Below are 22,974 nucleotides of genomic sequence, written 5' to 3' on the forward strand. Positions count from 1 at the left end.
AATGCAAAAAACAGCTTTCATTTGGGATTTAGACGGGACTTTATTGGACTCTTACGAAGCGATTTTGTCAGGGATTGAGGAGACCTTTGCTCAGTTTTCTATTCCTTATAATAAGGAGAAAGTGAGAGAGTTTATCCTCAAGTTTTCTGTGCAGGATTTGCTGGAGCAGGTGGCAGAAGAGAGAAAACTGGATGCGGAAGTGCTCAACCAGGTGCGTGCCCAGAGCCTGTCTGAGAAAAATGCCCAGGTAGTTTTGATACCAGGTGCGCTTGAAGTGCTAGCTTGGGCAGACCAAGCAGGGATTCAGCAGTTTGTCTATACTCATAAGGGAGACAATGCTTTTACCATTCTCAGAGATTTGGGGTTGGAATCCTATTTTACAGAGATTTTAACCAGTCAGAGTGGCTTTGCGCGCAAGCCTAATCCGGAAGCGGCTACCTATCTGTTAGACAAGTATCAGTTGGATCCTGAGAAGACTTATTATATAGGAGACCGAACTTTGGATGTGGAATTTGCTCAGAATAGTGGAATTCAAAGTATCAACTTTTTAGAGTCGACTTATGAAGGGAATCATAGGATTCAAGCACTAGCAGATATTACTCGCGTTTTTGAGGATTAGGAGCGAGAAGATTGTGTCAGTTTTGTGACAGAGACCTAACAAACTATTTCAAGTAATCGAGTTTGTTACAAGGAATAGACAGTTCTATTAAATAGGCCCGAGAGGGCTTTTTTTCTGCTTTTTTTGTGTTATGATAGACAGGTACTCATTTGAAAGGAATATGAACGAATGAAGAAAAGAATTATTTTTGCCTCAACAGTAGCCTTGTCATTTGCCCCAGTATTGGCAACCCAAGCAGAAGAAGTCCTTTGGACTGCACGTAGCGTTGAGCAAATCCAAAATGATGTGACGAAAAACGAAAACAAAAACAGCTATACAGTTCAGTATGGTGATACCCTGAGCACGATTGCAGAAGCTTTGGGAGTAGATGTGACGGTTCTTGCTAATTTGAACAAAATCACCAATATGGACTTGATTTTCCCAGATACTGTCCTCACTACAACTGTCAATGAAGCAGAAGAGGTAACGGAAGTTGAAATCCAAGCTCCTCAATCAGATGCTAGTGAAGAAGTGACGACTGCAACAGCTGATTTGACGACGAATCAAGTGACAGTCGATGAACAAACAGTTCAAGTAGAAGACCTTTCTCAACCAATTGAGGAAGCTCCAACTGCAACAGAGACTGAAAAAACAGCAGAAGTAGCGCCAAGTTCAGAAGTTTCTGAGACAGCGACAGTTGCTGAAGAGACACCATCTACAGAAACACCTGTAGCTGAAGAAACAGCTGAAACGACTCCAGCGGAAGCACCAGTAGCAGCTGCGCCAGCAACTGAAACGCCTGCTGATACAACAGGATCAAGTGCAACAGAAGAAACAGCAGCATCAACAGCAACTTCTGACACTGCAACTTCGACTTATCAAGCAGAGCAAAGCCAAACTCCTTCAAGAACATATTCAGCTCCAGCGGCTCCTGACTATGCAGGACTTGCTGTAGCTAAGTCTGAGAATGCTGGTCTTCAACCACAAACGGCAGCCTTTAAAGAAGAAGTAGCCAACTTGTTTGGCATCACATCCTTTAGTGGCTACCGTCCTGGTGATAGTGGGGACCATGGTAAAGGTTTGGCCATCGACTTTATGGTTCCAGTGAGTTCAGCACTTGGTGATCAAATCGCGGAATATGCAGTCCAAAATATGGCTAGCCGTGGTATCAACTACATCATCTGGAAACAACGTTTCTACGCTCCATATGATAGTAAATATGGACCAGCCTACACTTGGAATCCAATGCCAGACCGTGGTAGCGTAACCGAAAACCACTATGACCACGTTCACGTTTCAATGAACTAATCATTAAAATGGAAGTTGGGAACTGATTAAGTTCCCGCTTCTTTTTTGCGTGTCATTTCTTCAGGATAAACAAGAAGATTCTTCTGAAGCAAGGTGGGCCTACTATTTTGACTCTGCTGAGTATGTTACTTTTGAAATAAGAAAACCAGCGTCGTTCAGGACGCTGGTTTTTGTATGCTCTTATCCATTTCGACGTTTACGGGCTAGTAGGGCACTGTAAAAGAAGATATGATTGTTTTGGATGTAGGGAAGGATTGAAAAACTAGCAATTCCAAAGGTGATCCAGTTGAGGAAGTACCAAGGGAGTAGTTGTAGGTCGAGGACAAAGCGCTGGAATTTGTAACCTTTCATCAAGAAACGGCTGGTTTTCAGGATTTGACGGGATTTAGCCTGTCCTAAATCCAGAGTATCGCAGAGGAGGAATTCTACCTGCGAGTAGGCATAATGTTGCGGAACATAGAGGATGTTCCCTACAATCATCAAGATGAGACTCGCGAAAAAGTAGAGGCCAAAGGTCATAAGGAACTGCTCTGTTTCAACGGATGAGAGGTCTAATTTTGGAAATTCAGGATGTAGGGCGACAAATCTCCGAGCTAAGAGATTGCTATAAAAGAGAAAATAAACGCCTACTAAGTTTGGAATGCTCCATAAAAAGAGGTAGAAACGTTTGAGGAGCAGGGTTAGGAAGGTTTGCGAGAAGCGCTCTTCAGCAAAGAGGGCTAGACTTGATTTTACTGAGAGTTCTGTATCAGGATCCTTGAGGAGTCGAAGTGTCGCAAAGGCAGCACCTGCTAGAAAAATTGCGCTTATAAAAGAAACCACTAGTGGGAAGAGATAGGCTTGGAGCACTTGTGCCAGCATGCTGAAAAAGGATTGCTCTAAAACACTTTCCTGGAGACGAGCCAAGGGGGTGAGAAAGCCTGATAAGATGACCAGTATGCTAGGTAAGAGATAGACGAGAAAGAGGCGGGGGTTTTCAGCCTGAAATTGCCTCGTCTGCAGACGAATGGTTTTTAAATCAATTTTTGGGTATTTCATTCTCTCATTATACCATAGTTCGTGACAGTTCTTCCTTTTTTTGATAAAATCATACAGTATGCCCTTGGGCACAAAGTATGAACTGGGACTGTTTTTCCCAGCTTCGGAGGTAAAAAATGTCAGATTCACCAATCAAATACCGTTTGGTTAAGAAAGAAAAACACACAGGAGCTCGTTTGGGAGAGATTATCACCCCCCACGGCACCTTCCCTACACCTATGTTTATGCCAGTTGGGACCCAAGCCACTGTCAAAACTCAGTCACCTGAGGAGTTAAAGGAAATGGGCTCAGGGATTATCTTGTCCAACACCTACCATCTCTGGCTCCGTCCAGGAGATGAACTCATCGCACGCGCAGGCGGTCTCCACAAGTTCATGAATTGGGACCAGCCAATTTTGACGGATAGTGGGGGTTTTCAAGTTTATTCCCTAGCAGATAGCCGAAATATCACCGAAGAAGGCGTAACCTTTAAAAACCATCTCAATGGTTCTAAGATGTTCCTATCACCAGAAAAAGCCATCTCTATTCAGAATAATCTAGGCTCAGACATCATGATGTCTTTTGATGAATGTCCTCAGTTTTACCAACCTTACGATTACGTTAAGAAATCAATCGAGCGTACCAGCCGTTGGGCTGAGCGTGGTTTGAAGGCTCATCGTCGTCCACATGACCAAGGCTTATTTGGAATTGTGCAGGGGGCAGGCTTTGACGACCTTCGCCGTCAGTCAGCTCACGATCTTGTCAGCATGGATTTCCCAGGATATTCGATTGGGGGCTTGGCAGTGGGGGAAACCCACGAAGAGATGAATGCAGTCTTGGATTTCACAACCCAACTTCTCCCAGAAAACAAACCTCGCTATTTGATGGGTGTGGGAGCGCCAGATAGCTTGATCGATGGGGTCATTCGTGGTGTGGATATGTTTGACTGTGTCTTGCCGACTCGTATCGCTCGTAACGGGACTTGTATGACCAGCCAAGGTCGTTTGGTTGTCAAAAATGCCCAATTCGCTGAAGACTTTACGCCACTGGATCCTGAGTGTGACTGCTACACATGTAAGAACTATACACGCGCCTACCTTCGCCACCTGCTCAAGGCTGATGAAACCTTTGGTATCCGCTTGACTAGCTATCACAATCTCTATTTCTTGCTCAATCTGATGAAGCAAGTACGTCAAGCCATCATGGATGACAATCTCTTGGAATTTCGTGAGTATTTTGTGGAAAAATATGGTTACAACAAGTCAGGGCGAAATTTCTAAAGTGTAAAAATAGAATGCCAAAATCCTAAGTTTTCTCTTAGGATTTTTCCTATTTTTTTGATAGAATAGGGAGTATAATGGAATGGAAATTAGGTGGTGTTTTGCTTCCTAATTTAATGGAGAATAGACTCGTATGCGTATTAAATGGTTTTCCTTGATTAGGATTACAGGTTTACTTTTGGTGCTTTTGTACCACTTCTTTCAAACGATCTTTCCTGGAGGATTCTTTGGGGTAGATGTCTTTTTCACTTTTTCAGGATTTTTGATCACCTCCCTCCTTTTAGAAGAATTTGGGAAGGCACGCCAGATTGATTTACTGGGCTTTTTTAAGAGACGATTTTACCGCATCGTACCACCTGTGGTGCTGATGGTTTTGGTGACAATGCCTTTTACTTTCTTGGTTCGCCAAGACTATGTTGCTGGAATTGGTGGCCAGATAGCTGGAGTTCTCGGTTTTATGACCAACTTCTACGAAATGTTAACAGGGGGAAGTTACGAATCCCAGTTCATTCCGCATCTCTTTGTTCATAATTGGAGTCTAGCTGTTGAGGTTCACTACTATATCCTTTGGGGCTTAGCGGTTTGGTTCTTATCGAAACGTTCAAAATCTAGTAGTCAATTGAGAGGGATGGTCTTTCTTCTTTCTGCTGGGGCTTTCATCATTAGCTTTTTCTCCATGTTTATTGGTAGTCTAATGGCGAGTTCCTATTCATCTGTCTACTTTTCAAGTTTGACCCATGTCTATCCCTTCTTTTTAGGAAGCTTTTTGGCGACAGTTGTGGGGGTTCGTCAGACGAGCGATTTAGTCAAGCAGTTTGATCGAACGTGGGATCTTCGTCAGAATCTACTGGTGTTTGCTGCGGGGCTTTTGGTGTTAGTGCTCTTGACTTTCTTTGTCAAGTTCACTTACCTGTTTGCGTACTTATTTGGCTTCTTGCTAGCAAGTTTAGCGGCCGTGACCATGATTCTTGCTGCGCGTGTCTTGCATGAGAAAACGCCTGAGATACAAGAACCTCGTATAATCACATTTCTAGCGGATACTAGCTACGCGGTTTATCTTTTCCACTGGCCTTTTTATATTATCTTTTCTCAGTTGATGAGTAATCTACCCGCTGTTATTCTGACAATCATCTTTTCTTATTTCTTTGCTATCCTATCCTTCTATATTATTGAGCCGTTGATTGCCGGTAAATCCAATCCTTTAATACGGAAGATTAGTCGATTGCCTCATATTAAACCAATTAGTGCTGCTGGTGCTGGCATTCTTACCTTGATTACCTTGATTATCATAGCTGTGGCTCCTCAAGTTGGAGCTTTTGAGACAGACTTGATGGTCAATGGTTTCAAACAAGCCCAGACCAATATAGGACAAACAAAGACTCTTGCTGAACAAGCTGAACTGAGTCGTCTAGGAATTTCTGAGGGGACAAGCCTAATAGGAGATTCGGTAGCCTTGCGTGCCAATACAGCCTTACAAGAGGCACTTCCTGAAGCGAATATCAATGCCCAGGTTAGTCGAACGACCAAGCAAGCCAATGACATCATGCTCAATAACAGTCAGAACAAGGCGCTGCTAAAAACAGTCGTCATTGCAACAGGGGTCAACAATCCTGAAGGTTATAAGAATGATTTGGACAGTATCGTGAACAACCTACCGAAAGGACACCATCTGATACTGGTGACACCTTATGAGGGAGACAAGAGCAAGGACACTTACACATCAGTGGAACAGTATGCGGCTTATGCGAGAGAATTAGCTGAAAAGAATCCATATGTGAGCATCGCTGACTGGAATAAGGTTGCTAAGGAGCACCCTGAAATCTGGGCTGGAACTGACCAAGTTCACTTTGGCAATGATGGCAACATGATTGAAGAAGGTGCTAAACTTTACGCAGAGACGATTGCAGCTGCTGTTAAGGCTGCTCAAGAACTGCCTGTAAAATCAAAATAAGATCAAAGAGTTGGAGAAATCCAGCTCTTTTAAAATATCCACGAAAAATAGGTCTATACCATTTACAAATGAAAAAGAAAGGTTTATAATGTAATTGACATAATAATTCTAGCATCAATCTATCAAGGAGGTTATCATTATGCCTAACTATATTAAAGCGGATCAGTTTTTCTACCCACACGGAGTTCGTCGTGGCGGTTACTTGGAACTTGTGGATGGCAAGTTTGGCAAACATGTGGATCAGATTCCTGAAGGAGCTGAGGTGATTGACTATACCGGTTATAGCATTGCCCCAGGACTTGTGGATACCCATATTCATGGATTTGGTGGTGTGGATGTCATGGACAATAACATCGAAGGAACCCTTCATACCATGAGTGAAGGATTGCTTAGCACGGGTGTTACCAGCTTCTTGCCAACGACCTTGACTTCCTCTTACGAGCAGTTGCTTGCGGTAACTGAAAATATCGGTGCTCGTTACCAGGAAGCAAGTGGAGCCAAGATTCGTGGGATCTATTTTGAAGGGCCTTATTTCACAGAGAAATACAAGGGAGCTCAAAACCCTGCCTATATGAAAGACCCTCGTATGGATGAGTTTCGTGCTTGGCAAAAAGCAGCCAACGGCTTGCTCAATAAAATTGCCCTTGCGCCAGAACGCGAAGGTGTAGAAGACTTTGTTCGTACGATTACGGGCGAAGGAGTGACTGTTGCTCTAGGACACTCAAATGCGACTTTTGATGAAGCTAAAAAAGCAGTCGACGCTGGAGCGAGCGTTTGGGTACATGCCTACAACGGAATGCGTGGCTTGACTCACCGTGAGCTCGGTATGGTGGGAGCCATGTATGAATTGCCACATACTTACGCAGAATTGATTTGTGACGGTCACCATGTAGATCCAAAGGCCTGTGATATTTTGCTCAAGCAAAAAGGAACAGAAAATATCGCCCTTATCACAGACTGTATGACAGCTGGTGGCTTGGAAGATGGAGACTACATGTTGGGAGAATTCCCAGTAGTAGTTGCCAATGGAACTGCTCGCCTCAAATCGACAGGCAATTTGGCAGGTTCTATCCTCAAACTCAAAGATGGTTTGAAAAATGTGGTCGAATGGGGCATTGCGAATCCGCATGAAGCAGTCATGATGGCCAGCCTCAACCCAGCAAAATCTGTTCACATCGATGATGTCTGTGGTCAAATCCGTGAAGGTTACGACGCTGACTTTATCGTACTAGATAAAGATTTGGAATTGGTAGCAACCTACCTAGATGGTGTGAAACGTTATCAAGCCTAAGAAGATAAAAATAGGGGTCAATAAAGGACTCCTATTTTTGTTAGGCTGGAAAAGCAGGTTTAAAGAAGCTTACCTGATGGGGGAGGTGAGCAAAATTCTTCCCTTGTTTTAAAAAAATTGGTTATAATATACAATGCAAAGGAAGTAGTAAAAATGTATCGTGTTATAGAAATGTACGGGGATTTTGAACCGTGGTGGTTCATAGAGGGTTGGGAAAAAGATATTATCATGAGTCAATCTTTTGACAAGTACTATGATGCCCTGAAATATTATAAATCATGCTGGTTTGAATTGGAAAAACAAAATCCCCTTTATAAGAGTCGGAGTGATTTGATGACTATTTTTTGGGATCCCGCTGACCAACGCTGGTGTGATGAGTGCGATGAGTATTTGCAGCAGTACCATTCTTTGGCACTTTTACAGGATGAGCAAGTCATCCCCGATGAAAAGCTACGTCCAGGCTACGAAAAACAAACAGGTCAAGAAAAACACCGTTCTTGCCGTATGAAATGGAGATAAAAAAAGTAACTTTTTAAGTTGCTTTTTTTATTTTTTTGCGAATAGTTAGATAAGGAGGGTGGTATGGTACAAGAAATTGCACAGAAAATTATTGCGACTGCGAAAGAAAAGAAGGCTCAGGATATCTATTTTATCCCCAAGGAAAAGTCCTACGAGCTTCACATGCGGGTTGGAGACGAGCGGTGTCTCGTTGACTCCTATGATTTTGAGGTATTTGCTGCTGTGATTAGTCATTTCAAGTTTGTGGCGGGTATGAACGTAGGAGAGAAGAGACGTAGTCAGCTGGGCTCTTGCGACTATCAGCATGGGGAGAAGGCGTCTTCTCTGCGTTTGTCTACCGTGGGAGATTATCGGGGGCATGAGAGTTTGGTTATTCGTTTGTTGCACGATGAGGAGCAGGACCTGCATTTCTGGTTTCAGGATATGAACGAACTGGGTGAACAGTACCGGCAACGGGGGCTCTATCTCTTTGCAGGTCCAGTCGGAAGTGGCAAGACGACTCTGATGCACGAATTAGCCAAATCCCTCTTTAAGGGACAACAAGTCATGTCTATCGAAGACCCAGTAGAAATCAAGCAGGAAGACATGCTCCAGTTGCAGTTGAATGAAGCGATTGGCTTGACCTATGAAAATCTGATCAAACTGTCTCTCCGGCATCGTCCGGACCTCTTGATTATTGGTGAAATTCGGGATAGCGAAACAGCGCGTGCAGTGGTCAGAGCTAGTTTGACAGGGGCAACAGTCTTTTCAACCATTCATGCCAAGAGTATCCGAGGAGTTTATGAACGCCTTCTGGAGTTGGGTGTGACGGAGGAGGAACTAGCAGTTGTTCTGCAAGGCGTCTGCTACCAGAGATTAATCGGGGGAGGAGGAATCGTTGACTTTGCAAACCAAGACTATCAAGAACACCAGCCAACCAGCTGGAATGCGCAGATTGACCAGCTTCTTAAAGATGGACATATCACAAGTCTTCAGGCTGAAACGGAAAAATTAGCTACAGCTAAGCAGAAGAAAATCATCACCTTGTTTAACAATTTCTTTTCCAGTGGCTTTCATTTGGTGGAAATTATTTCTTTCTTAGGGAGAAGTGCCTTGCTGGAAAAGGACTATGTGGCCCAGATGCACCAAGGTTTGTCTCAGGGGAAATCCTTCTCAGAAATGATGGACAGTTTGGGCTTTTCAAGTGCCATTGTGACCCAATTATCTCTAGCTGAAGTTCATGGAAATCTCCACCTGAGTTTGGGAAAGATAGAAGAATATCTAGACAATCTGGCCAAGGTCAAGAAAAAATTAATCGAAGTGGCGACCTATCCCCTGATTTTGCTGGGATTTCTCCTGCTAATCATGCTGGGGTTGAGAAACTATCTACTTCCCCAACTGGACAGTAGCAATATCGCCACCCAAATCATTGGCAATCTGCCACAAATATTTCTGGGAATGGTAGGGTTTGTTTCAGTAGGTGTCCTTTTAGCACTAACTTTTTATAAAAGAAGTTCTAAGATGCGGGTCTTTTCTATCTTAGCACGCCTTCCCTTTTTGGGAATCTTTGTCCAGACCTATCTGACAGCCTATTATGCGCGTGAATGGGGCAATATGATTTCGCAAGGAATGGAGCTGACGCAGATTTTTCAGATCATGCAGGAACAAGGTTCCCAGCTCTTTAAAGAAATCGGTCAAGATCTGGCTCAAGCCCTGCAAAATGGCCGGGAATTTTCTCAGACTATAGGAACCTATCCTTTCTTTAAAAAGGAGTTGAGTCTCATCATCGAGTATGGGGAAGTCAAGTCCAAGCTGGGGAGTGAGTTGGAAATCTATGCTGAGAAAACTTGGGAAGCCTTTTTTACCCGAGTCAATCGCACTATGAATCTGGTGCAGCCACTGGTTTTTATCTTTGTGGCTCTGATTATCGTTTTACTTTATGCGGCAATGCTTATGCCCATGTATCAAAATATGGAGGTAAATTTTTAAAATGAAAAAACTCATGACAAATTTAAAAAAAGCCAAGGCTAAAGCTTTCACTTTGGTAGAAATGTTAGTGGTTTTGCTTATCATCAGCGTTCTTCTCTTGCTCTTTGTACCCAATTTGACCAAGCAAAAGGATGCCGTAGATGATAAAGGAAAAGCTGCTGTTGTCAAGGTCGTAGAAAGCCAGGCAGAACTTTATCGTTTGGATAAAAATGATGATGCCAGCCTCAGCAAATTACAAGCGGACGGTCGTATCACAGCTGAGCAAGCTAAAGCTTATAAAGACTACCATGCAAAACAAAAAACAAGTCAAACTGTTGCAGATTAAGGCCTTTACTATGCTGGAAAGTCTCTTGGTTTTGGGAATTGTGAGTATCCTTGCTTTAGGCTTGTCCGGTTCTGTTCAGTCCAGTTTTGCAGCGGTGGAAGAGCAGATTTTCTTTATGGAGTTTGAAGAACTCTATCGGGAAACGCAAAAACGCAGTGTAGCCAGTCAGCAAAAGACTAGTCTAAACTTAGATGGGCAGACGATCAGCAATGGCAGTCAAAAGTTGACCGTTCCTAAAGAAATTCAGGCGCCATCAGGACAAAGCATTATATTTGACCGAGCTGGGGGCAATTCATCCCTGGCTAAGGTTGAATTTCAGACTAGCAAAGGAGCGATTCGCTATCAATTATATCTAGGAAATGGAAAAATTAAACGCATTAAGGAAACTAAAAATTAAGGCAGTAATCTTACTAGAAGCAGTAGTAGCTTTGGCTGTGTTTGCCAGCATTGCGACCCTTCTTTTGGGACAAATCCAGAAAAATAGACAAGAAGAGGCAGAAATCTTGCAAAAGGAAGAAGTCTTGCGTGTGGCGAAGATGGCCTTGCAAACAGGTCAAAATCAAGTGAGGGTAAATGGAGTGGAAATCCAGGTATTTGCTAGTGAGAAAGGATTGGAGGTTTATCATGGTTCAGAGAAGTTGCTCGACCTTAAAGAGCAGTAAGGTAAGAGCTTTCACTCTTTTAGAATCTCTGATTGCCCTTATCGTCATTAGCGGAGGCTTGCTCCTTTTTCAAGCTATGAGTCAGCTCCTCATTTCAGAAGTTCGTTACCAGCAGCAAAGCGAGCAAAAGGAGTGGCTCTTGTTTGTGGATCAACTGGAGGTAGAGTTAGAGCGTTCGCAGTTTGAAAAGGTAGAAGGCAATCGCCTCTACATGAAGCAGGATGGTAAGGCTATCTCTATAGGGAAGTCTAAATCGGATGATTTTCGAAAAACGGATACCAGCGGACGGGGCTACCAACCTATGGTTTATGGACTCAAATCAGCTCAAATTACAGAGGAAAATCAATTGGTTCGCTTTCGTTTCCAATTTCAAAAGGGCTTAGAAAGGGAGTTTATCTATCGTGTGGAAAAAACAAAAAGTTAAGGCAGGCGTTCTTTTATACGCAGTCACCATGGCAGCCATTTTTAGCCTTTTGTTGCAGTTTTATTTGAATCGGCAAGTAGCCCATCACAAAGATTTTGCCCTAAACAAAGAAAAGTTGGCAGCTTTTGCCATGGCCAAGCGAAGCAAAGAGAAGGTTGAGCAAGAAAGTGGGGAACGAGTCTTCAACTTAGGAAAAGTCAGGTATCGCAATACGAAAACAGGTTTTGCAACAAGTGTTCGTATGAATAAGGGCAACTATGAATTTCTCTTTCCTCCGATGAAAAACCAAGAAAAGAAAACAGCTAAAAAGGAAGAGGTAGCGACTGATTCAAGCAATCAAGCAGGGAAGAAAAAATCAGAAGAAAAGCCTGAAAAGAAAGACAAATCCTAGTCAATTTAACTTCTTTGTGTTAAACTAAAAATATGAAACATGATTTTAATCACAAAGCAGAAACTTTTGATTCGCCCAAAAATATCTTTCTTGCAAATTTGGTTTGTCAAGCAGTTGAAAAACAAATCGCTCTTCTACCAGACAAGGAAATATTGGACTTTGGTGGTGGGACGGGTCTATTAGCCTTGCCCCTGGCTCAGCAGGCCAAGTCGGTTACCCTTGTAGACATTTCAGAGAAAATGCTGGAGCAAGCACGTTTGAAAGCAGACCAGCAAGATATCAAGAATATCCAGTTTTTGGAGCAGGATTTACTGGTGAATCCTTTGGAGCAAGAATTTGACCTAATTGTAGTCAGTCGGGTTCTTCATCATATGCCTGATCTAGATGCGACTCTTGCCATGTTTCGCCATCACCTTAGGAAGAATGGACAAGTCCTCATTGCTGATTTTGTCAAGACAGATACCAACCATCATGGTTTTGATTTAGCTGAACTGGAAACCAAGCTCGCTCAGAATGATTTTTCGAGCATTGGCAGTCAGATTCTCTACAGTGCAGAAGGTCTTTTCCTAGGAAATTACGCAGAGCTCTTTTTAACAGTAGCCCAAAAATCACTCGCTGACTATGTACTGACCTCCAAAAGTTGGACAAATAATTATTGAAAGGATTTAGTTCTGTATTGTACAGGGCTAAGTCCTTTTAGTTTGACTTTGATTCGTTTGTTGTTTTAGTAATCAATGTAGTCCACAATAGCTTGTTCAAGGTCTTCTAAAGACCTAAAATGCTTCTCATAACCGTAAAACATCTCCGATTTCAAAATACCAAAGAAGGACTCCATCATACCGTAGTCTGGGCTGTTGCCCTTTCGTGACATAGATAGCTGAATTCCCTTACTCTCTAGGAACCGATGATAAGAATCGTGTTGGTATTGCCACCCCTGATCACTATGGAGAATCGTATTCTCGTAGTGTTTCTCTGTGAATGCCTGTTCCAACATGGTTTTCACTTGTTTCAAATTAGGCGAAGTAGATAGACTATAAGCAATAATTTCACTGTTAAAGCCATCTAAAACTGGCGATAAATAGAGTTTCTGTGTGCTATTTGGAATGGCAAACTTTGTCACATCTGTATAGTACTTTTCCATCGGTTTCGCTCCTTCGAACTGGCGTTGAATAAGATTCTCTGCTTTCTTGCCAATCTCTCCTTGGTAGGAAGAATACTTCCGTTTTCGACGGATACGAGCTGTTAAACCAAGGCCCTTCATCAATCGTTGAACTTTCTTATGATTGACCGCATAACAACGATTTCTTAGTTTCAAGTGAATCCGACGATAGCCATAATTTCCTTTATGGTCATTATAAATGGTTTGAATTTCGGTTTTAAACTCTTTATCTTTATCAACCCCATCCAGCTGTTTTAAGTGGTAATAATAGGTTGAGCGAGCTAAACGTGCTGTTTCAAGAAGCAAATCTAGTCGAAATCCTCCTGAAACCATTTCTCTAATTGTCTCTGCCTTTCTCGCTCTAAGGCCTCGTCCCTTTCCTCTAACTCTTTTAACTTTTTAGGTAGGCCACCTCAGTATGTAAGCATTCATTCTCTTCCTGAAGTCGCTCTAGTTCTGTCATTTCTTCCCGATTTTTCTTCCGTTTACGTCTCATTTTAGCTGGTCTCCCTCTTGTTTTCTCAACAATAGTATACCCGTTTTTTTGTATTGTGCCAGCCAATTCGAAAGTAATCCACTACTTGGAAGAGCATAATCAAGACTAACACTTCTATGTGAACAACCTTCCAACAGAACTTTATCCATCATTTCTTGTTTTAGTTCTGGAGAATAATAATGACTCTTCCCTTTTTTGACGATTTCTATTTCGTAACGATCAATCAATCGGACTAAGTACTTAAGATTTGAAAGGTTCATTCCATATTTATCTGACAGTCGCTTGAAGCTTTTTCCTTGTTTTCTTAGTTCATAGATTTGAACTTTATATTCATAACTCGATTTCATAATAAAACACCCCAAAAGTTAGATTTTTTTGTCTAACTTTTGGAGTGCAGTTCATACTTTCAGTCCTGCTTTTTATTCTAAATGTTCTACTGCATACTGAGCTTCTTCATCAGTAAATTTTTCAAATTCTGTCAACTGATTTTTTAATGCTTCATTTGATAAGCCAGCAGTTTTTTGATAACTTTTAGCTTTTTCAACTGCTTCTTTTTTCCAGTCAATACCAGCATTTTCAACTGCATATTTAGCTTCTTCATCAGTAAATTTTTCAAATTCTGTCAACTGATTAACCATACCTTCTTTTGAAAGATGAGCTGTTTTGGAATAAGACTTAGCTTTTTCAACTGCCTCTTTTTTCCAATCAATACCAGCATTTTCAACTGCATATTGAACAGCATCTTCAGGGAATTTTTCAAATTCTGTCAACTGATTAACCATACCTTCTTTTGAAAGATGAGCTGTTTTAGAATAAGACTTGGCTTTCTTTAAAGCAGCCTTAAACTCAGAAGAAACATTTTGGTCTTCTGTAGTAGTTGATGAAGAAGTTTGTTCAGTTTTTGCTTCAGAAGCTTTTGAAGCTTCTTTCTTCTCAGTTTTTGATGAACAAGCAACCAAAGCAATCGAAGCTAAACCAACAAAAAGAATAGTTGTAATTTTTTTCATTTTTCTCTCTCTATCAGCTTTTAACGTGGTTCAGTTTTTTTGCACGTCTCTTTATATTTTAATATATTTTATTAAAAAATGCAATCCTTAACATGTTCTATCCGCCTCTTTCTTAAATCCAAAAACATATTTATCAAATTCTAGATCTGCAATTTTTAAAATTTCCCTCTATTTTTTGTATAACTGCCTCCAATTTGAGTTTATTCATGCAAAAAACACGCATTCTTGATGCTGAATGGAAAAAAGGAGGGAAATTTGATAAGATAGGAATATGGATTTTGAAAAAATTGAACAAGCTTATACGTATTTACTAGAGAATGTCCAAGTCATCCAAAGTGATTTGGCGACCAACTTTTATGATGCCTTGGTAGAGCAAAATAGTATCTACCTAGATGGCGAGACCGAACTAGAACAGGTCAAAGAGAACAATCAAGCCCTTAAACGCTTAGCACTTCGCAAGGAAGAGTGGCTCAAGACTTACCAGTTTCTCTTGATGAAGGCAGGACAAACGGAACCTTTACAGGCCAATCACCAGTTTACACCAGATGCCATCTCCCTCCTCTTGGTACTTGTTGTAGAAGAGTTGCTTCACAAAGAGGAAATTAGCATCCTCGAAATAGGCTCTGGTATGGGGATTTTGGGGGCTACTTTCTTGACTTCTCTCGCTAAAAAAGTAGATTACTTGGGAATCGAAGTGGATGACTTGCTGATTGATTTGGCAGCCAGTATAGCAGATGTGATTGGTTTACAGGCTGGATTTGTCCAAGGAGATGCTGTTCGTCCGCAAATGCTTAAAGAAAGCGACGTGGTCATCAGCGACTTGCCTGTAGGCTATTACCCAGACGATGCCATCGCTTCTCGCTATCAAGTGGCTTCTAGTCAAGAGCATACCTATGCCCACCATTTGCTGATGGAACAAGGCCTCAAGTACCTTAAGTCAGATGGCTATGCTATTTTTCTAGCTCCGAGTGATTTATTGACCAGCCCTCAAAGTGATTTGTTAAAAGGGTGGCTCAAAGACGAAGTGAGTCTGGCTGCTATCATCGCTCTGCCAGAGGATATTTTCTCAACTGCAAGCCAAGCTAAAAGTATTTTTGTCTTACAGAAAAAAAGAGAAGTAGCGGTAGAGCCTTTTGTTTATCCACTTGCTAGTTTGCAAGATGCAAGTATTTTAATGAAATTTAAAGAAAATTTTCAAAAATGGACTCAAGGTACTGAAATATAAAATAGATTTTGTTATAATAGATGAAAACGCTTAAAAGAGGAGTCTTGTTATGACAAAAACAATTGCAATCAATGCAGGAAGTTCAAGTTTAAAATGGCAATTATACTTAATGCCAGAAGAGAAAGTTTTGGCGAAAGGTTTGATTGAACGTATCGGTTTGAAAGATTCAATTTCAACTGTAAAATTTGACGGTCGTTCGGAGCAACAAATTCTTGATATTGAAGACCACACACAAGCCGTTAAAATTTTATTGGATGACTTGATTCGTTTTGACATTATCAAAGGGTACGATGAGATTACAGGTGTCGGACACCGCGTCGTTGCAGGTGGTGAATATTTCAAGGAATCAACAGTTGTTGAGGGGGATGTGTTAGAAAAAGTTGAGGAATTGGGACTCTTGGCTCCTCTTCACAATCCAGCTAACGCAGCTGGAATTCGCGCATTTAAGGAACTGCTGCCAGATATTACCAGTGTTGTCGTATTTGATACCTCATTCCACACAACCATGCCAGAGAAGGCTTATCGCTATCCTCTACCAACTAAATACTACACAGATAACAAGGTTCGTAAATATGGTGCCCACGGGACAAGCCACCAGTTTGTTGCAGGAGAAGCAGCGAAACTTCTGGGCCGTCCTATAGAAGATTTGAAATTGATTACCTGCCATATTGGTAACGGGGCTTCTATCACAGCTGTTAAGGGTGGGAAGTCTGTGGATACTTCTATGGGATTCACACCACTCGGCGGTGTGATGATGGGAACTCGTACAGGAGATATTGACCCTGCTATCATCCCTTATCTCATGCAATATACAGAGGATTTCAATACCCCTGAAGATATTAGTCGCGTTCTCAATCGTGAATCAGGGCTCATGGGAGTTTCTGGTCAGTCAAGCGATATGCGTGATGTGATTGCTGCCATGGAAGCAGGAGACCATGATGCGACTTTGGCTTATGAAATGTATGTCGATCGTATCCAAAAACATATCGGCCAATACCTTGCAGTCCTAAATGGAGCAGATGCGATTATCTTCACAGCAGGTATCGGTGAAAATGCAGCTTTGGTTCGTGAGGATGTCATTTCAGGTATCTCTTGGTTTGGTTGTGATGTGGATCCAGAAAAGAACGTCTTTGGCGTAACGGGAGACATCTCAACGGACGCAGCGAAAATCCGTGTCTTGGTTATTCCAACAGATGAAGAATTGGTGATTGCACGCGATGTTGAGCGCTTGAAAAAATAAGTAAATACACGTAAAATTTGATTGTAGAAAGAAGTTGGAGAAGAGATTTTCCAGCTTTTTTTATGTAGAAAATGTCTAAAACCTTGCTGTTATTGGCTTTTTCAAAAAATATGGTATAATAGTAGTAATTTAATAGATGGAGTTGAGTTTTGAAGAAAAGCTTTCGTGTAAAAAGAGAGAAAGATTTTAAGGCGATTTTCAAGGACGGAACAAGTTTTGCCAATCGAAAATTTGTTGTCTACCAATTGGAAAACCAGCAAAACCATTTTCGAGTAGGACTGTCCGTCAGCAAAAAGCTGGGGAATGCAGTTACCAGAAATCAAATTAAGAGACGAATCCGGCACATTCTACAAAGTGTAAAAGGGAGTTTAGTAGAGCATGTTGATTTTGTCGTAATTGCCCGAAAAGGGGTGGAAACCTTAGAATATGCAGAGATGGAGAAAAACCTACTCCACGTATTAAAGTTATCAAAGATTTACCAGGAAGGAAATGGGAGTGAAAAAGAAACTACAGTTGACTAGTTTGTTGGGCTTGTCCTTGTTTATCATGACAGCCTGTGCAACAAATGGTACAGCTAGCGATATAACAGCAGATTCGACAGACTTTTGGAGCAAATTCGTCTATTTTTTTGCTGAAATTATCCGCTTTTTGTCCTTTGACATTAGTATCGGAGTGGGGATTATCCTCTTCACGATTTTGATTCGGACGATTTTATTGCCGGTCTTTCAGACACAGATGGTTGCCTCTAGAAAAATGCAAGAGGCTCAACCGCGCATCAAGGCTTTGCGAGAGCAATATCCGGGTCGTGATATGGAAAGTAGAACCCAGCTAGACCAGGAGATGCGCAAGGTTTATAAAGAGTTAGGAATCAAACATTCATCCTCTCTCTGGCCGATTTTAATACAAATGCCGGTTCTCTTGGCGCTCTTTCAAGCCTTGAGTCGAGTAGACTTTTTGAAAACAGGTCACTTTTTATGGATTAATTTGGGAGGAGTGGATACCAGTTTTGTCCTTCCGATTTTGGCGGCAGTCTTTACCTTCTTGAGTAGCTGGTTATCAAATAAAGCTTTATCCGAAAAAAGTGGAGCTACGACAGGGATGATGTATGGTATGCCTGTATTGATCTTTGTTTTTGCCATCTCCGCCCCAAGTGGTGTAGCCTTGTACTGGGCTGTATCCAATGCTTACCAAGTTCTGCAAACCTATTTCTTGAACAATCCTTTCAAGATTATCGCTGAAAGAGAAGCAGTGGCGCAAGCAGAGAAGGATTTGGAAGGCAAGAAGAGAAAAGCCTTGAAAAAAGCACAGAAAAAGAAAAAATAAGGAGGAATCTGGTAATGGTATTATTTACAGGTTCAACGGTTGAAGAAGCAATCCAAAAAGGGTTGAAAGAATTAAATATTCCAAGAATGAAGGCCCACATCAAGGTTGTTTCGAAAGAGAAAAAAGGATTCTTAGGCTTGTTTGGTAAGAAGCCAGCTCAAGTTGATATCGAAGCCATTAGTGAAACGACAGTAATCAAAGCCAATCAGCAGGCCGTCAAGGGTGTTCCAAAAGAAGTTAATGAAAAAAATGAACCCGTGAAAACAGTAAGTGAAGCAACTGTTGATTTGGGGCATGTAGTTGAAGCGATCAAGAAGATTGAAGAAGAAGGTCAAGGTGTTTCTGAAGAGGTCAAGGCTGAAATCCTGAAAAATGAAAAGCACGCCAGCACGATTTTGGAAGAAACAGGCCATATTTCAATTTTAAATGAATTGGAACCAGAGGATACTACCGAGGAAGTGGAATCTGCTCCAGAAAAAGAAACTGAAACCCAGGAAGCAACAAGTCAATCTTTGGAAGATTTAGGCTTGAAAGTAGAACCAAGTTATGACATCGAACAAGTGGCAACTGAAGTAGCTAGCTACGTTCAAACCATTGTGGATGATATGGATGTTGAAGGGACGATTTCAAGCGACTACAATCGCCGCACTATCAATCTTCAAATTGACACTAACGAGCCAGGTCGTATCATCGGCTACCACGGAAAAGTCTTGAAAGCTCTTCAGCTGTTAGCGCAAAATTACCTTTACAATCGCTATTCAAGAACCTTCTACATCACAATCAATGTCAATGATTACGTTGAGCACCGTGCAGAAGTCTTGCAAACCTACGCTCAAAAATTGGCGACTCGCGTTTTAGAAGAAGGACGTAGCCAACAAACAGATCCAATGTCAAATAGCGAACGCAAGATTATCCATCGCATTATTTCACGCATGGATGGCGTGACGAGTTACTCTGAAGGTGACGAGCCAAATCGCTATGTTGTCGTAGATGCAGAATAAGCAAAGCAAAATCAGGTTCATCCTGATTTTTTGCTAGGAAAGGAAAGATTCAGATATGCTGAAAGCAGTTAGAGAATACCTATCATTTGCAGGAGTCCAGTACCGTAATCCTGATAAAGCTGGCGATGAAAGAGAAAAGATGTCGGTCTTGCGGCAAAAAGGTCAAGAAGCCCGAAAGGCTTTCACAGAACTGGCTAAAACCTTTCAAGCCAATCATCCAGAATGGCAACTCCAACAGACTAGTCAGTGGATGAACCAAGCGCAGCGTTTGCGACCGCATTTCTGGGCTTATCTACAGAGAGATGGACAAGTGACAGAACCTATGATGGCTCTTCGTTTGTATGGAACACCTGCTGACTTTGGGATTTCTTTGGAAGTCAGTTTCATCGAGCGTAAGAAAGACGAACAGACCTTAGGCAAGCAAGCCAAGGTTTTAGAAATTCCAGTGGTAGAAGGAATCTATTATCTAGTCTACTCAAATGGGGAAAATCATAAGATGGAGGCTACTGAGGAGAACCGTCGTACTTTACGCGAGAAGGTGAGAAGTCAGGAAGTCCGTAAAGCCTTGGTCAAGTCAGATATTTCCTTTATTGAAAATCAGTCAGTAGAATCGATATTGGAGAAACTAGAAGGCGCTTATACTCGCTTGCTCCCGTACTATGAAGTGACGAGAGGATAGACTTTTAACAAATTATTATTCATCATACAGTCCAAGAGTGAACAGTTCGCTGTGTAATTCTTGGTCTTTTTGTTTGCGCTTTCAGATTATATAATGAAGTTACAAAAACAATTCAAAAGGAGAACAATTATGGAAGTCATTTCAAGTGTTCTAAACTGGTTTTCTAGCAATATTTTGCAGAACCCAGCCTTCTTCGTCGGTCTCTTAGTATTGATCGGCTATGCGCTTTTAAAAAAACCAGCTCATGATGTCTATGCTGGATTTGTCAAAGCGACAGTCGGTTATATGCTCCTTAACGTTGGTGCAGGAGGCTTGGTCACAACCTTCCGTCCCATCCTTGCAGCCCTCAACTTTAAATTCCAAATTGGTGCGGCTGTTATCGACCCTTACTTCGGTCTTGCAGCAGCCAATAATAAAATCGCAGCAGACTTCCCAGACTTTGTGGGAACTGCGACAACTGCTCTCTTGATTGGGTTTGGGATTAACATCTTACTCGTTGCTTTCCGCAAACTCACCAAAGTTCGGACCCTCTTCATCACTGGTCACATCATGGTGCAACAAGCAGCAACAGTTTCCTTGATGGTCTTGTTCTTGGTTCCACAACTTCGCAATGCTTGGGGAACATTAGCCATCGGTGTTATCTGTGGTCTCTACTGGGCAGTCAGCTCAAATATGACTGTTGAAGCAACTCAACGCTTGACAGGTGGTGGTGGTTTTGCCATCGGTCACCAACAACAATTTGCTATCTGGTTTGTAGATAAAGTTGCAAGCAAATTTGGTAAAAAAGAAGAAAACTTGGACAACTTGAAACTTCCTAAGTTCTTGTCTATCTTCCACGATACAGTCATTGCATCTGCAACTTTGATGCTCGTCTTCTTCGGAATTATCCTCTTGATCTTGGGTCCAGATGTAATGGCCAATAAAGAAGTTATCACATCAGGTACTTTGTTTAACCCAGCTAAACAAGACTTCTACATGTACATCATCCAAACAGCCTTCACCTTCTCAGTTTATCTCTTTGTATTGATGCAAGGGGTTCGAATGTTCGTTTCTGAATTGACCAATGCCTTCCAAGGAATCTCAAGCAAACTCTTGCCTGGATCTTTCCCGGCGGTCGACGTTGCAGCTTCTTATGGATTTGGTTCACCAAATGCAGTACTTTCAGGATTTGCCTTTGGTTTGATCGGTCAGTTGATCACCATCGTTCTCTTGATTCTCTTCAAGAGCCCAGTTCTGATCATCACAGGATTTGTACCGGTCTTCTTTGACAATGCAGCCATCGCAGTTTACGCCGACAAACGCGGTGGATGGAAAGCAGCGCTTAGTCTTTCCTTCATCTCAGGTGTGCTTCAAGTTGCCTTGGGTGCCCTCTGTGTAGGCTTGCTTGATCTAGCATCTTATGGCGGTTACCATGGAAATATCGACTTTGAATTCCCATGGCTTGGATTTGGATACATCTTCAAATACCTTGGTATCATCGGATTTGTATTGGTTTGCTTGTTCTTCTTAGTCATTCCACAATTGCAATTTGCAAAAGCTAAAGATAAAGATAAATATTACAATGGCGAAGTGCAAGAAGAAGCATAGAATCTAGAAAAGGAGAAAATAACATGGTTAAAGTATTAGCAGCATGTGGGAATGGCATGGGATCATCAATGGTGATCAAAATGAAAGTTGAAAATGCTCTTAGAAATCTCGGCCAATCTGACTTCACCGTTAACTCTTGCAGTGTCGGAGAAGCAAAAAGTTTAGCATCAGGCTACGATATCGTCATCGCCTCTCTTCACCTTATCCATGAACTAGACGGACGGACAAATGGAAAATTGATTGGTCTTGACAACCTCATGGATGACAAAGAAATCTCAGAAAAATTGAGCCAAGCATTATAAAAAAAGAGGGGGTCTGGGGCATGTGTTCCAGACTTTCCCCATAGTAGGAGACAAAAGATGAATTTAAAACAAGCTTTAACAGAAAACAATTCTATTCGCCTCGGACTTTCAGCAAGTAGCTGGCAAGAAGCGGTTAAATTAGCTATTGATCCTTTGGTTGAAAGTGGTGCAGTTTTACCAGAATACTACGATGCTATTATTGAATCAACTGAAGAATATGGCCCTTACTACATTCTCATGCCGGGAATGGCTATGCCTCACGCTAGACCAGAGGCAGGGGTAAAAAGAGATGCCTTTTCTTTCATTACCTTGACAGAGCCTGTCACCTTCTCAGATGGCAAGGAAGTAACGGTCTTGCTAGCCCTTGCAGCAACCAGCTCGCAAATTCATACAAGTGTTGCGATTCCGCAAATTATCGCCTTGTTTGAATTGGAAGATTCTATTGCCCGCTTAGAAGCTTGCAAGTCTGAAGAAGAAGTATTAGCCCTTATCGAAGAATCCAAAAACAGTCCTTATCTTGAAGGACTTGACTTAGAAAGCTAAGAGGAAGAAACCATGACAAAACGTATTCCAAATTTACAAGTTGCCCTTGACCATTCAGATCTTCAAGGAGCGATTAAAGCTGCTGTCTCAGTTGGTCACGAAGTAGACGTGATCGAGGCCGGTACGGTCTGCTTGCTACAGGTGGGAAGCGAACTCGTAGAAGTTTTGCGGAGCCTTTTCCCAGACAAAATCATTGTTGCGGACACCAAATGTGCCGATGCTGGGGGGACTGTAGCTAAAAACAATGCAGTACGAGGTGCAGACTGGATGACTTGTATCTGCTGTGCGACCATTCCAACGATGAAGGCAGCTCTCAAAGCCATCACCGAAGAACGTGGTGAACGCGGAGAAATCCAAATCGAACTTTACGGAGATTGGACCTTTGAACAAGCCCAAACCTGGTTAGATGCGGGTATTTCTCAAGCCATCTATCACCAATCACGGGATGCCCTCCTTGCAGGAGAAACTTGGGGTGAAAAAGATCTGAATAAGGTTAAGAAATTGATCGACATGGGCTTCCGTGTATCCGTTACAGGAGGACTAGATGTGGATACCTTGAAACTCTTTGAAGGAGTGGATGTCTTTACCTTCATTGCAGGTCGTGGCATCACAGAGGCAGAAAATCCTGCTGCAGCTGCGCGTGCCTTCAAGGATGAAATCAGACGTATCTGGGGGTAG

General features: G+C 42.0%; 24 protein-coding genes and 3 pseudogenes. 24 read left to right on the forward strand and 3 right to left on the reverse strand.

The features are described 5' to 3' along the window. The first annotated feature begins 1 nt into the window (after position 1). Together SORDD15_RS09400 and SORDD15_RS09405 are read left to right on the forward strand one after the other, a co-directional pair. The gene (locus SORDD15_RS09400) at positions 2–619 is read left to right on the forward strand and encodes an HAD family hydrolase (protein WP_061416662.1); all 618 of its coding nucleotides are present in this window, start codon (positions 2–4) and stop codon (positions 617–619) included. Between the two features lie 168 nt (positions 620–787). Continuing rightward, a complete protein-coding gene (locus SORDD15_RS09405) occupies positions 788–1,906 on the forward strand; it encodes a LysM peptidoglycan-binding domain-containing protein (RefSeq protein WP_061416664.1) in 1,119 nt (372 codons plus the stop codon). 180 nt (positions 1,907–2,086) lie between these two features. Here SORDD15_RS09405 and SORDD15_RS09410 read toward each other — a convergent pair whose 3' ends face one another. Beyond that, positions 2,087–2,944, reverse strand: a complete 858-nt coding sequence (locus SORDD15_RS09410; protein ID WP_061416665.1) for a DUF975 family protein — start codon at positions 2,942–2,944, stop codon at positions 2,087–2,089. 116 nt (positions 2,945–3,060) lie between these two features. Here SORDD15_RS09410 and tgt point away from each other — a divergent pair, with 116 nt between their 5' ends. From tgt to SORDD15_RS09470, 12 genes and pseudogenes are all read left to right on the forward strand, one after another. Next, a complete protein-coding gene (gene tgt, locus SORDD15_RS09415; RefSeq protein ID WP_061416667.1) occupies positions 3,061–4,203 on the forward strand; it encodes a tRNA guanosine(34) transglycosylase Tgt in 1,143 nt (380 codons plus the stop codon). A 133-nt stretch (positions 4,204–4,336) separates the two neighbouring features. Next, the gene (locus SORDD15_RS09420; RefSeq protein ID WP_061416669.1) at positions 4,337–6,154 is read left to right on the forward strand and encodes an acyltransferase family protein; all 1,818 of its coding nucleotides are present in this window, start codon (positions 4,337–4,339) and stop codon (positions 6,152–6,154) included. A gap of 139 nt (positions 6,155–6,293) precedes the next feature. Next, complete coding sequence (nagA, locus tag SORDD15_RS09425) at positions 6,294–7,445, forward strand: N-acetylglucosamine-6-phosphate deacetylase (RefSeq protein WP_061416671.1); 1,152 nt, start codon at positions 6,294–6,296, stop codon at positions 7,443–7,445. A gap of 153 nt (positions 7,446–7,598) precedes the next feature. After that, complete coding sequence (locus tag SORDD15_RS09430; protein ID WP_061416674.1) at positions 7,599–7,964, forward strand: DUF1033 family protein; 366 nt, start codon at positions 7,599–7,601, stop codon at positions 7,962–7,964. 63 nt (positions 7,965–8,027) lie between these two features. Then, positions 8,028–8,960: pseudogene (gene comGA / locus SORDD15_RS10595) on the forward strand (competence type IV pilus ATPase ComGA); the annotation flags it as partial. Positions 8,961–9,026: 66 nt separating this feature from the next. Continuing rightward, positions 9,027–9,932 (forward strand): annotated as a pseudogene (comGB, locus tag SORDD15_RS10600) (competence type IV pilus assembly protein ComGB); the annotation flags it as partial. Between the two features lies 1 nt (position 9,933). Then, positions 9,934–10,257, forward strand: a complete 324-nt coding sequence (gene comGC / locus SORDD15_RS09445) for a competence type IV pilus major pilin ComGC (protein WP_061416676.1) — start codon at positions 9,934–9,936, stop codon at positions 10,255–10,257. Then, positions 10,220–10,654 (forward strand): competence type IV pilus minor pilin ComGD, encoded by a 435-nt coding sequence (gene comGD, locus SORDD15_RS09450; protein WP_061416677.1) that lies wholly within the window; start codon positions 10,220–10,222, stop codon positions 10,652–10,654. Before comGC ends, comGD begins: the two co-directional genes overlap by 38 nt. Continuing rightward, entirely contained in the window at positions 10,617–10,919 is a 303-nt protein-coding gene (gene comGE, locus SORDD15_RS09455; RefSeq protein WP_061416679.1) for a competence type IV pilus minor pilin ComGE, read from the forward strand. Before comGD ends, comGE begins: the two co-directional genes overlap by 38 nt. Next, complete coding sequence (gene comGF, locus SORDD15_RS09460) at positions 10,882–11,343, forward strand: competence type IV pilus minor pilin ComGF (RefSeq protein WP_061416681.1); 462 nt, start codon at positions 10,882–10,884, stop codon at positions 11,341–11,343. Before comGE ends, comGF begins: the two co-directional genes overlap by 38 nt. Next, entirely contained in the window at positions 11,321–11,734 is a 414-nt protein-coding gene (comGG, locus tag SORDD15_RS09465) for a competence type IV pilus minor pilin ComGG (protein ID WP_061416683.1), read from the forward strand. The genes comGF and comGG overlap by 23 nt, the downstream gene beginning before the upstream one ends. A 32-nt stretch (positions 11,735–11,766) precedes the next feature. After that, positions 11,767–12,393, forward strand: a complete 627-nt coding sequence (locus SORDD15_RS09470) for a class I SAM-dependent methyltransferase (RefSeq protein ID WP_061416685.1) — start codon at positions 11,767–11,769, stop codon at positions 12,391–12,393. Here SORDD15_RS09470 and SORDD15_RS10145 read toward each other — a convergent pair. After that, positions 12,387–13,736: pseudogene (locus tag SORDD15_RS10145) on the reverse strand (IS3 family transposase). The gene SORDD15_RS09470 and the pseudogene SORDD15_RS10145 overlap by 7 nt on opposite strands. 72 nt (positions 13,737–13,808) lie before the next feature. Further along, positions 13,809–14,396: an Ltp family lipoprotein gene (locus SORDD15_RS09485; protein WP_081102420.1), complete on the reverse strand. Its 588-nt coding sequence runs from the start codon at positions 14,394–14,396 to the stop codon at positions 13,809–13,811. A gap of 271 nt (positions 14,397–14,667) precedes the next feature. Between SORDD15_RS09485 and SORDD15_RS09490 the strand changes: the two genes are divergently transcribed. The 10 genes from SORDD15_RS09490 to SORDD15_RS09535 all read left to right on the forward strand — a co-directional run bounded on the left by SORDD15_RS09490 (position 14,668) and on the right by SORDD15_RS09535 (position 22,974). After that, positions 14,668–15,621, forward strand: coding sequence for a class I SAM-dependent methyltransferase (locus SORDD15_RS09490; RefSeq protein ID WP_061416686.1), 954 nt, complete (start codon positions 14,668–14,670; stop codon positions 15,619–15,621). A 49-nt stretch (positions 15,622–15,670) separates the two neighbouring features. Then, the gene (locus SORDD15_RS09495) at positions 15,671–16,861 is read left to right on the forward strand and encodes an acetate kinase (protein ID WP_061416688.1); all 1,191 of its coding nucleotides are present in this window, start codon (positions 15,671–15,673) and stop codon (positions 16,859–16,861) included. 149 nt (positions 16,862–17,010) lie between these two features. Beyond that, entirely contained in the window at positions 17,011–17,382 is a 372-nt protein-coding gene (gene rnpA / locus SORDD15_RS09500; RefSeq protein WP_000748120.1) for a ribonuclease P protein component, read from the forward strand. Then, positions 17,357–18,184 carry a membrane protein insertase YidC gene (locus tag SORDD15_RS09505; protein ID WP_167747399.1) on the forward strand — a complete coding sequence of 276 codons (828 nt, stop codon included), beginning with the start codon at positions 17,357–17,359 and terminating at the stop codon, positions 18,182–18,184. Before rnpA ends, SORDD15_RS09505 begins: the two co-directional genes overlap by 26 nt. Before the next feature lie 14 nt (positions 18,185–18,198). Next, positions 18,199–19,185: an RNA-binding cell elongation regulator Jag/EloR gene (gene jag / locus SORDD15_RS09510; RefSeq protein WP_061416690.1), complete on the forward strand. Its 987-nt coding sequence runs from the start codon at positions 18,199–18,201 to the stop codon at positions 19,183–19,185. Between the two features lie 55 nt (positions 19,186–19,240). After that, positions 19,241–19,864 (forward strand): hypothetical protein, encoded by a 624-nt coding sequence (locus SORDD15_RS09515; RefSeq protein WP_061416691.1) that lies wholly within the window; start codon positions 19,241–19,243, stop codon positions 19,862–19,864. A 129-nt stretch (positions 19,865–19,993) separates the two neighbouring features. Beyond that, entirely contained in the window at positions 19,994–21,451 is a 1,458-nt protein-coding gene (locus tag SORDD15_RS09520) for a PTS ascorbate transporter subunit IIC (protein WP_061416692.1), read from the forward strand. 23 nt (positions 21,452–21,474) lie between these two features. Then, positions 21,475–21,753: a PTS sugar transporter subunit IIB gene (locus tag SORDD15_RS09525; RefSeq protein WP_061416694.1), complete on the forward strand. Its 279-nt coding sequence runs from the start codon at positions 21,475–21,477 to the stop codon at positions 21,751–21,753. Between the two features lie 57 nt (positions 21,754–21,810). Next, complete coding sequence (locus tag SORDD15_RS09530; RefSeq protein ID WP_061416697.1) at positions 21,811–22,296, forward strand: PTS sugar transporter subunit IIA; 486 nt, start codon at positions 21,811–21,813, stop codon at positions 22,294–22,296. 12 nt (positions 22,297–22,308) lie between these two features. Further along, positions 22,309–22,974, forward strand: coding sequence for a 3-keto-L-gulonate-6-phosphate decarboxylase UlaD (locus SORDD15_RS09535; RefSeq protein ID WP_061416699.1), 666 nt, complete (start codon positions 22,309–22,311; stop codon positions 22,972–22,974).

Source organism: Streptococcus oralis (assembly GCF_001578935.1).
Classification (GTDB): domain Bacteria; phylum Bacillota; class Bacilli; order Lactobacillales; family Streptococcaceae; genus Streptococcus; species Streptococcus oralis_R.

Bases quoted from the DNA above. Each gene is read 5' to 3' on its own strand.
- SORDD15_RS09400 (WP_061416662.1), top strand. From the start codon at position 2: ATGCAAAAAACAGCTTTCATTTGGGATTTAGACGGGACTTTATTGGAC.
- SORDD15_RS09405 (WP_061416664.1), top strand. From the start codon at position 788: ATGAAGAAAAGAATTATTTTTGCCTCAACAGTAGCCTTGTCATTTGCC.
- SORDD15_RS09410 (WP_061416665.1), bottom strand. From the start codon at position 2,944: ATGAAATACCCAAAAATTGATTTAAAAACCATTCGTCTGCAGACGAGG.
- tgt (WP_061416667.1), top strand. From the start codon at position 3,061: ATGTCAGATTCACCAATCAAATACCGTTTGGTTAAGAAAGAAAAACAC.
- SORDD15_RS09420 (WP_061416669.1), top strand. From the start codon at position 4,337: ATGCGTATTAAATGGTTTTCCTTGATTAGGATTACAGGTTTACTTTTG.
- nagA (WP_061416671.1), top strand. From the start codon at position 6,294: ATGCCTAACTATATTAAAGCGGATCAGTTTTTCTACCCACACGGAGTT.
- SORDD15_RS09430 (WP_061416674.1), top strand. From the start codon at position 7,599: ATGTATCGTGTTATAGAAATGTACGGGGATTTTGAACCGTGGTGGTTC.
- comGC (WP_061416676.1), top strand. From the start codon at position 9,934: ATGAAAAAACTCATGACAAATTTAAAAAAAGCCAAGGCTAAAGCTTTC.
- comGD (WP_061416677.1), top strand. From the start codon at position 10,220: ATGCAAAACAAAAAACAAGTCAAACTGTTGCAGATTAAGGCCTTTACT.
- comGE (WP_061416679.1), top strand. From the start codon at position 10,617: ATGGAAAAATTAAACGCATTAAGGAAACTAAAAATTAAGGCAGTAATC.
- comGF (WP_061416681.1), top strand. From the start codon at position 10,882: ATGGTTCAGAGAAGTTGCTCGACCTTAAAGAGCAGTAAGGTAAGAGCT.
- SORDD15_RS09470 (WP_061416685.1), top strand. From the start codon at position 11,767: ATGAAACATGATTTTAATCACAAAGCAGAAACTTTTGATTCGCCCAAA.
- SORDD15_RS09485 (WP_081102420.1), bottom strand. From the start codon at position 14,396: ATGAAAAAAATTACAACTATTCTTTTTGTTGGTTTAGCTTCGATTGCT.
- SORDD15_RS09490 (WP_061416686.1), top strand. From the start codon at position 14,668: ATGGATTTTGAAAAAATTGAACAAGCTTATACGTATTTACTAGAGAAT.
- SORDD15_RS09495 (WP_061416688.1), top strand. From the start codon at position 15,671: ATGACAAAAACAATTGCAATCAATGCAGGAAGTTCAAGTTTAAAATGG.
- jag (WP_061416690.1), top strand. From the start codon at position 18,199: ATGGTATTATTTACAGGTTCAACGGTTGAAGAAGCAATCCAAAAAGGG.
- SORDD15_RS09515 (WP_061416691.1), top strand. From the start codon at position 19,241: ATGCTGAAAGCAGTTAGAGAATACCTATCATTTGCAGGAGTCCAGTAC.
- SORDD15_RS09520 (WP_061416692.1), top strand. From the start codon at position 19,994: ATGGAAGTCATTTCAAGTGTTCTAAACTGGTTTTCTAGCAATATTTTG.
- SORDD15_RS09525 (WP_061416694.1), top strand. From the start codon at position 21,475: ATGGTTAAAGTATTAGCAGCATGTGGGAATGGCATGGGATCATCAATG.
- SORDD15_RS09530 (WP_061416697.1), top strand. From the start codon at position 21,811: ATGAATTTAAAACAAGCTTTAACAGAAAACAATTCTATTCGCCTCGGA.
- SORDD15_RS09535 (WP_061416699.1), top strand. From the start codon at position 22,309: ATGACAAAACGTATTCCAAATTTACAAGTTGCCCTTGACCATTCAGAT.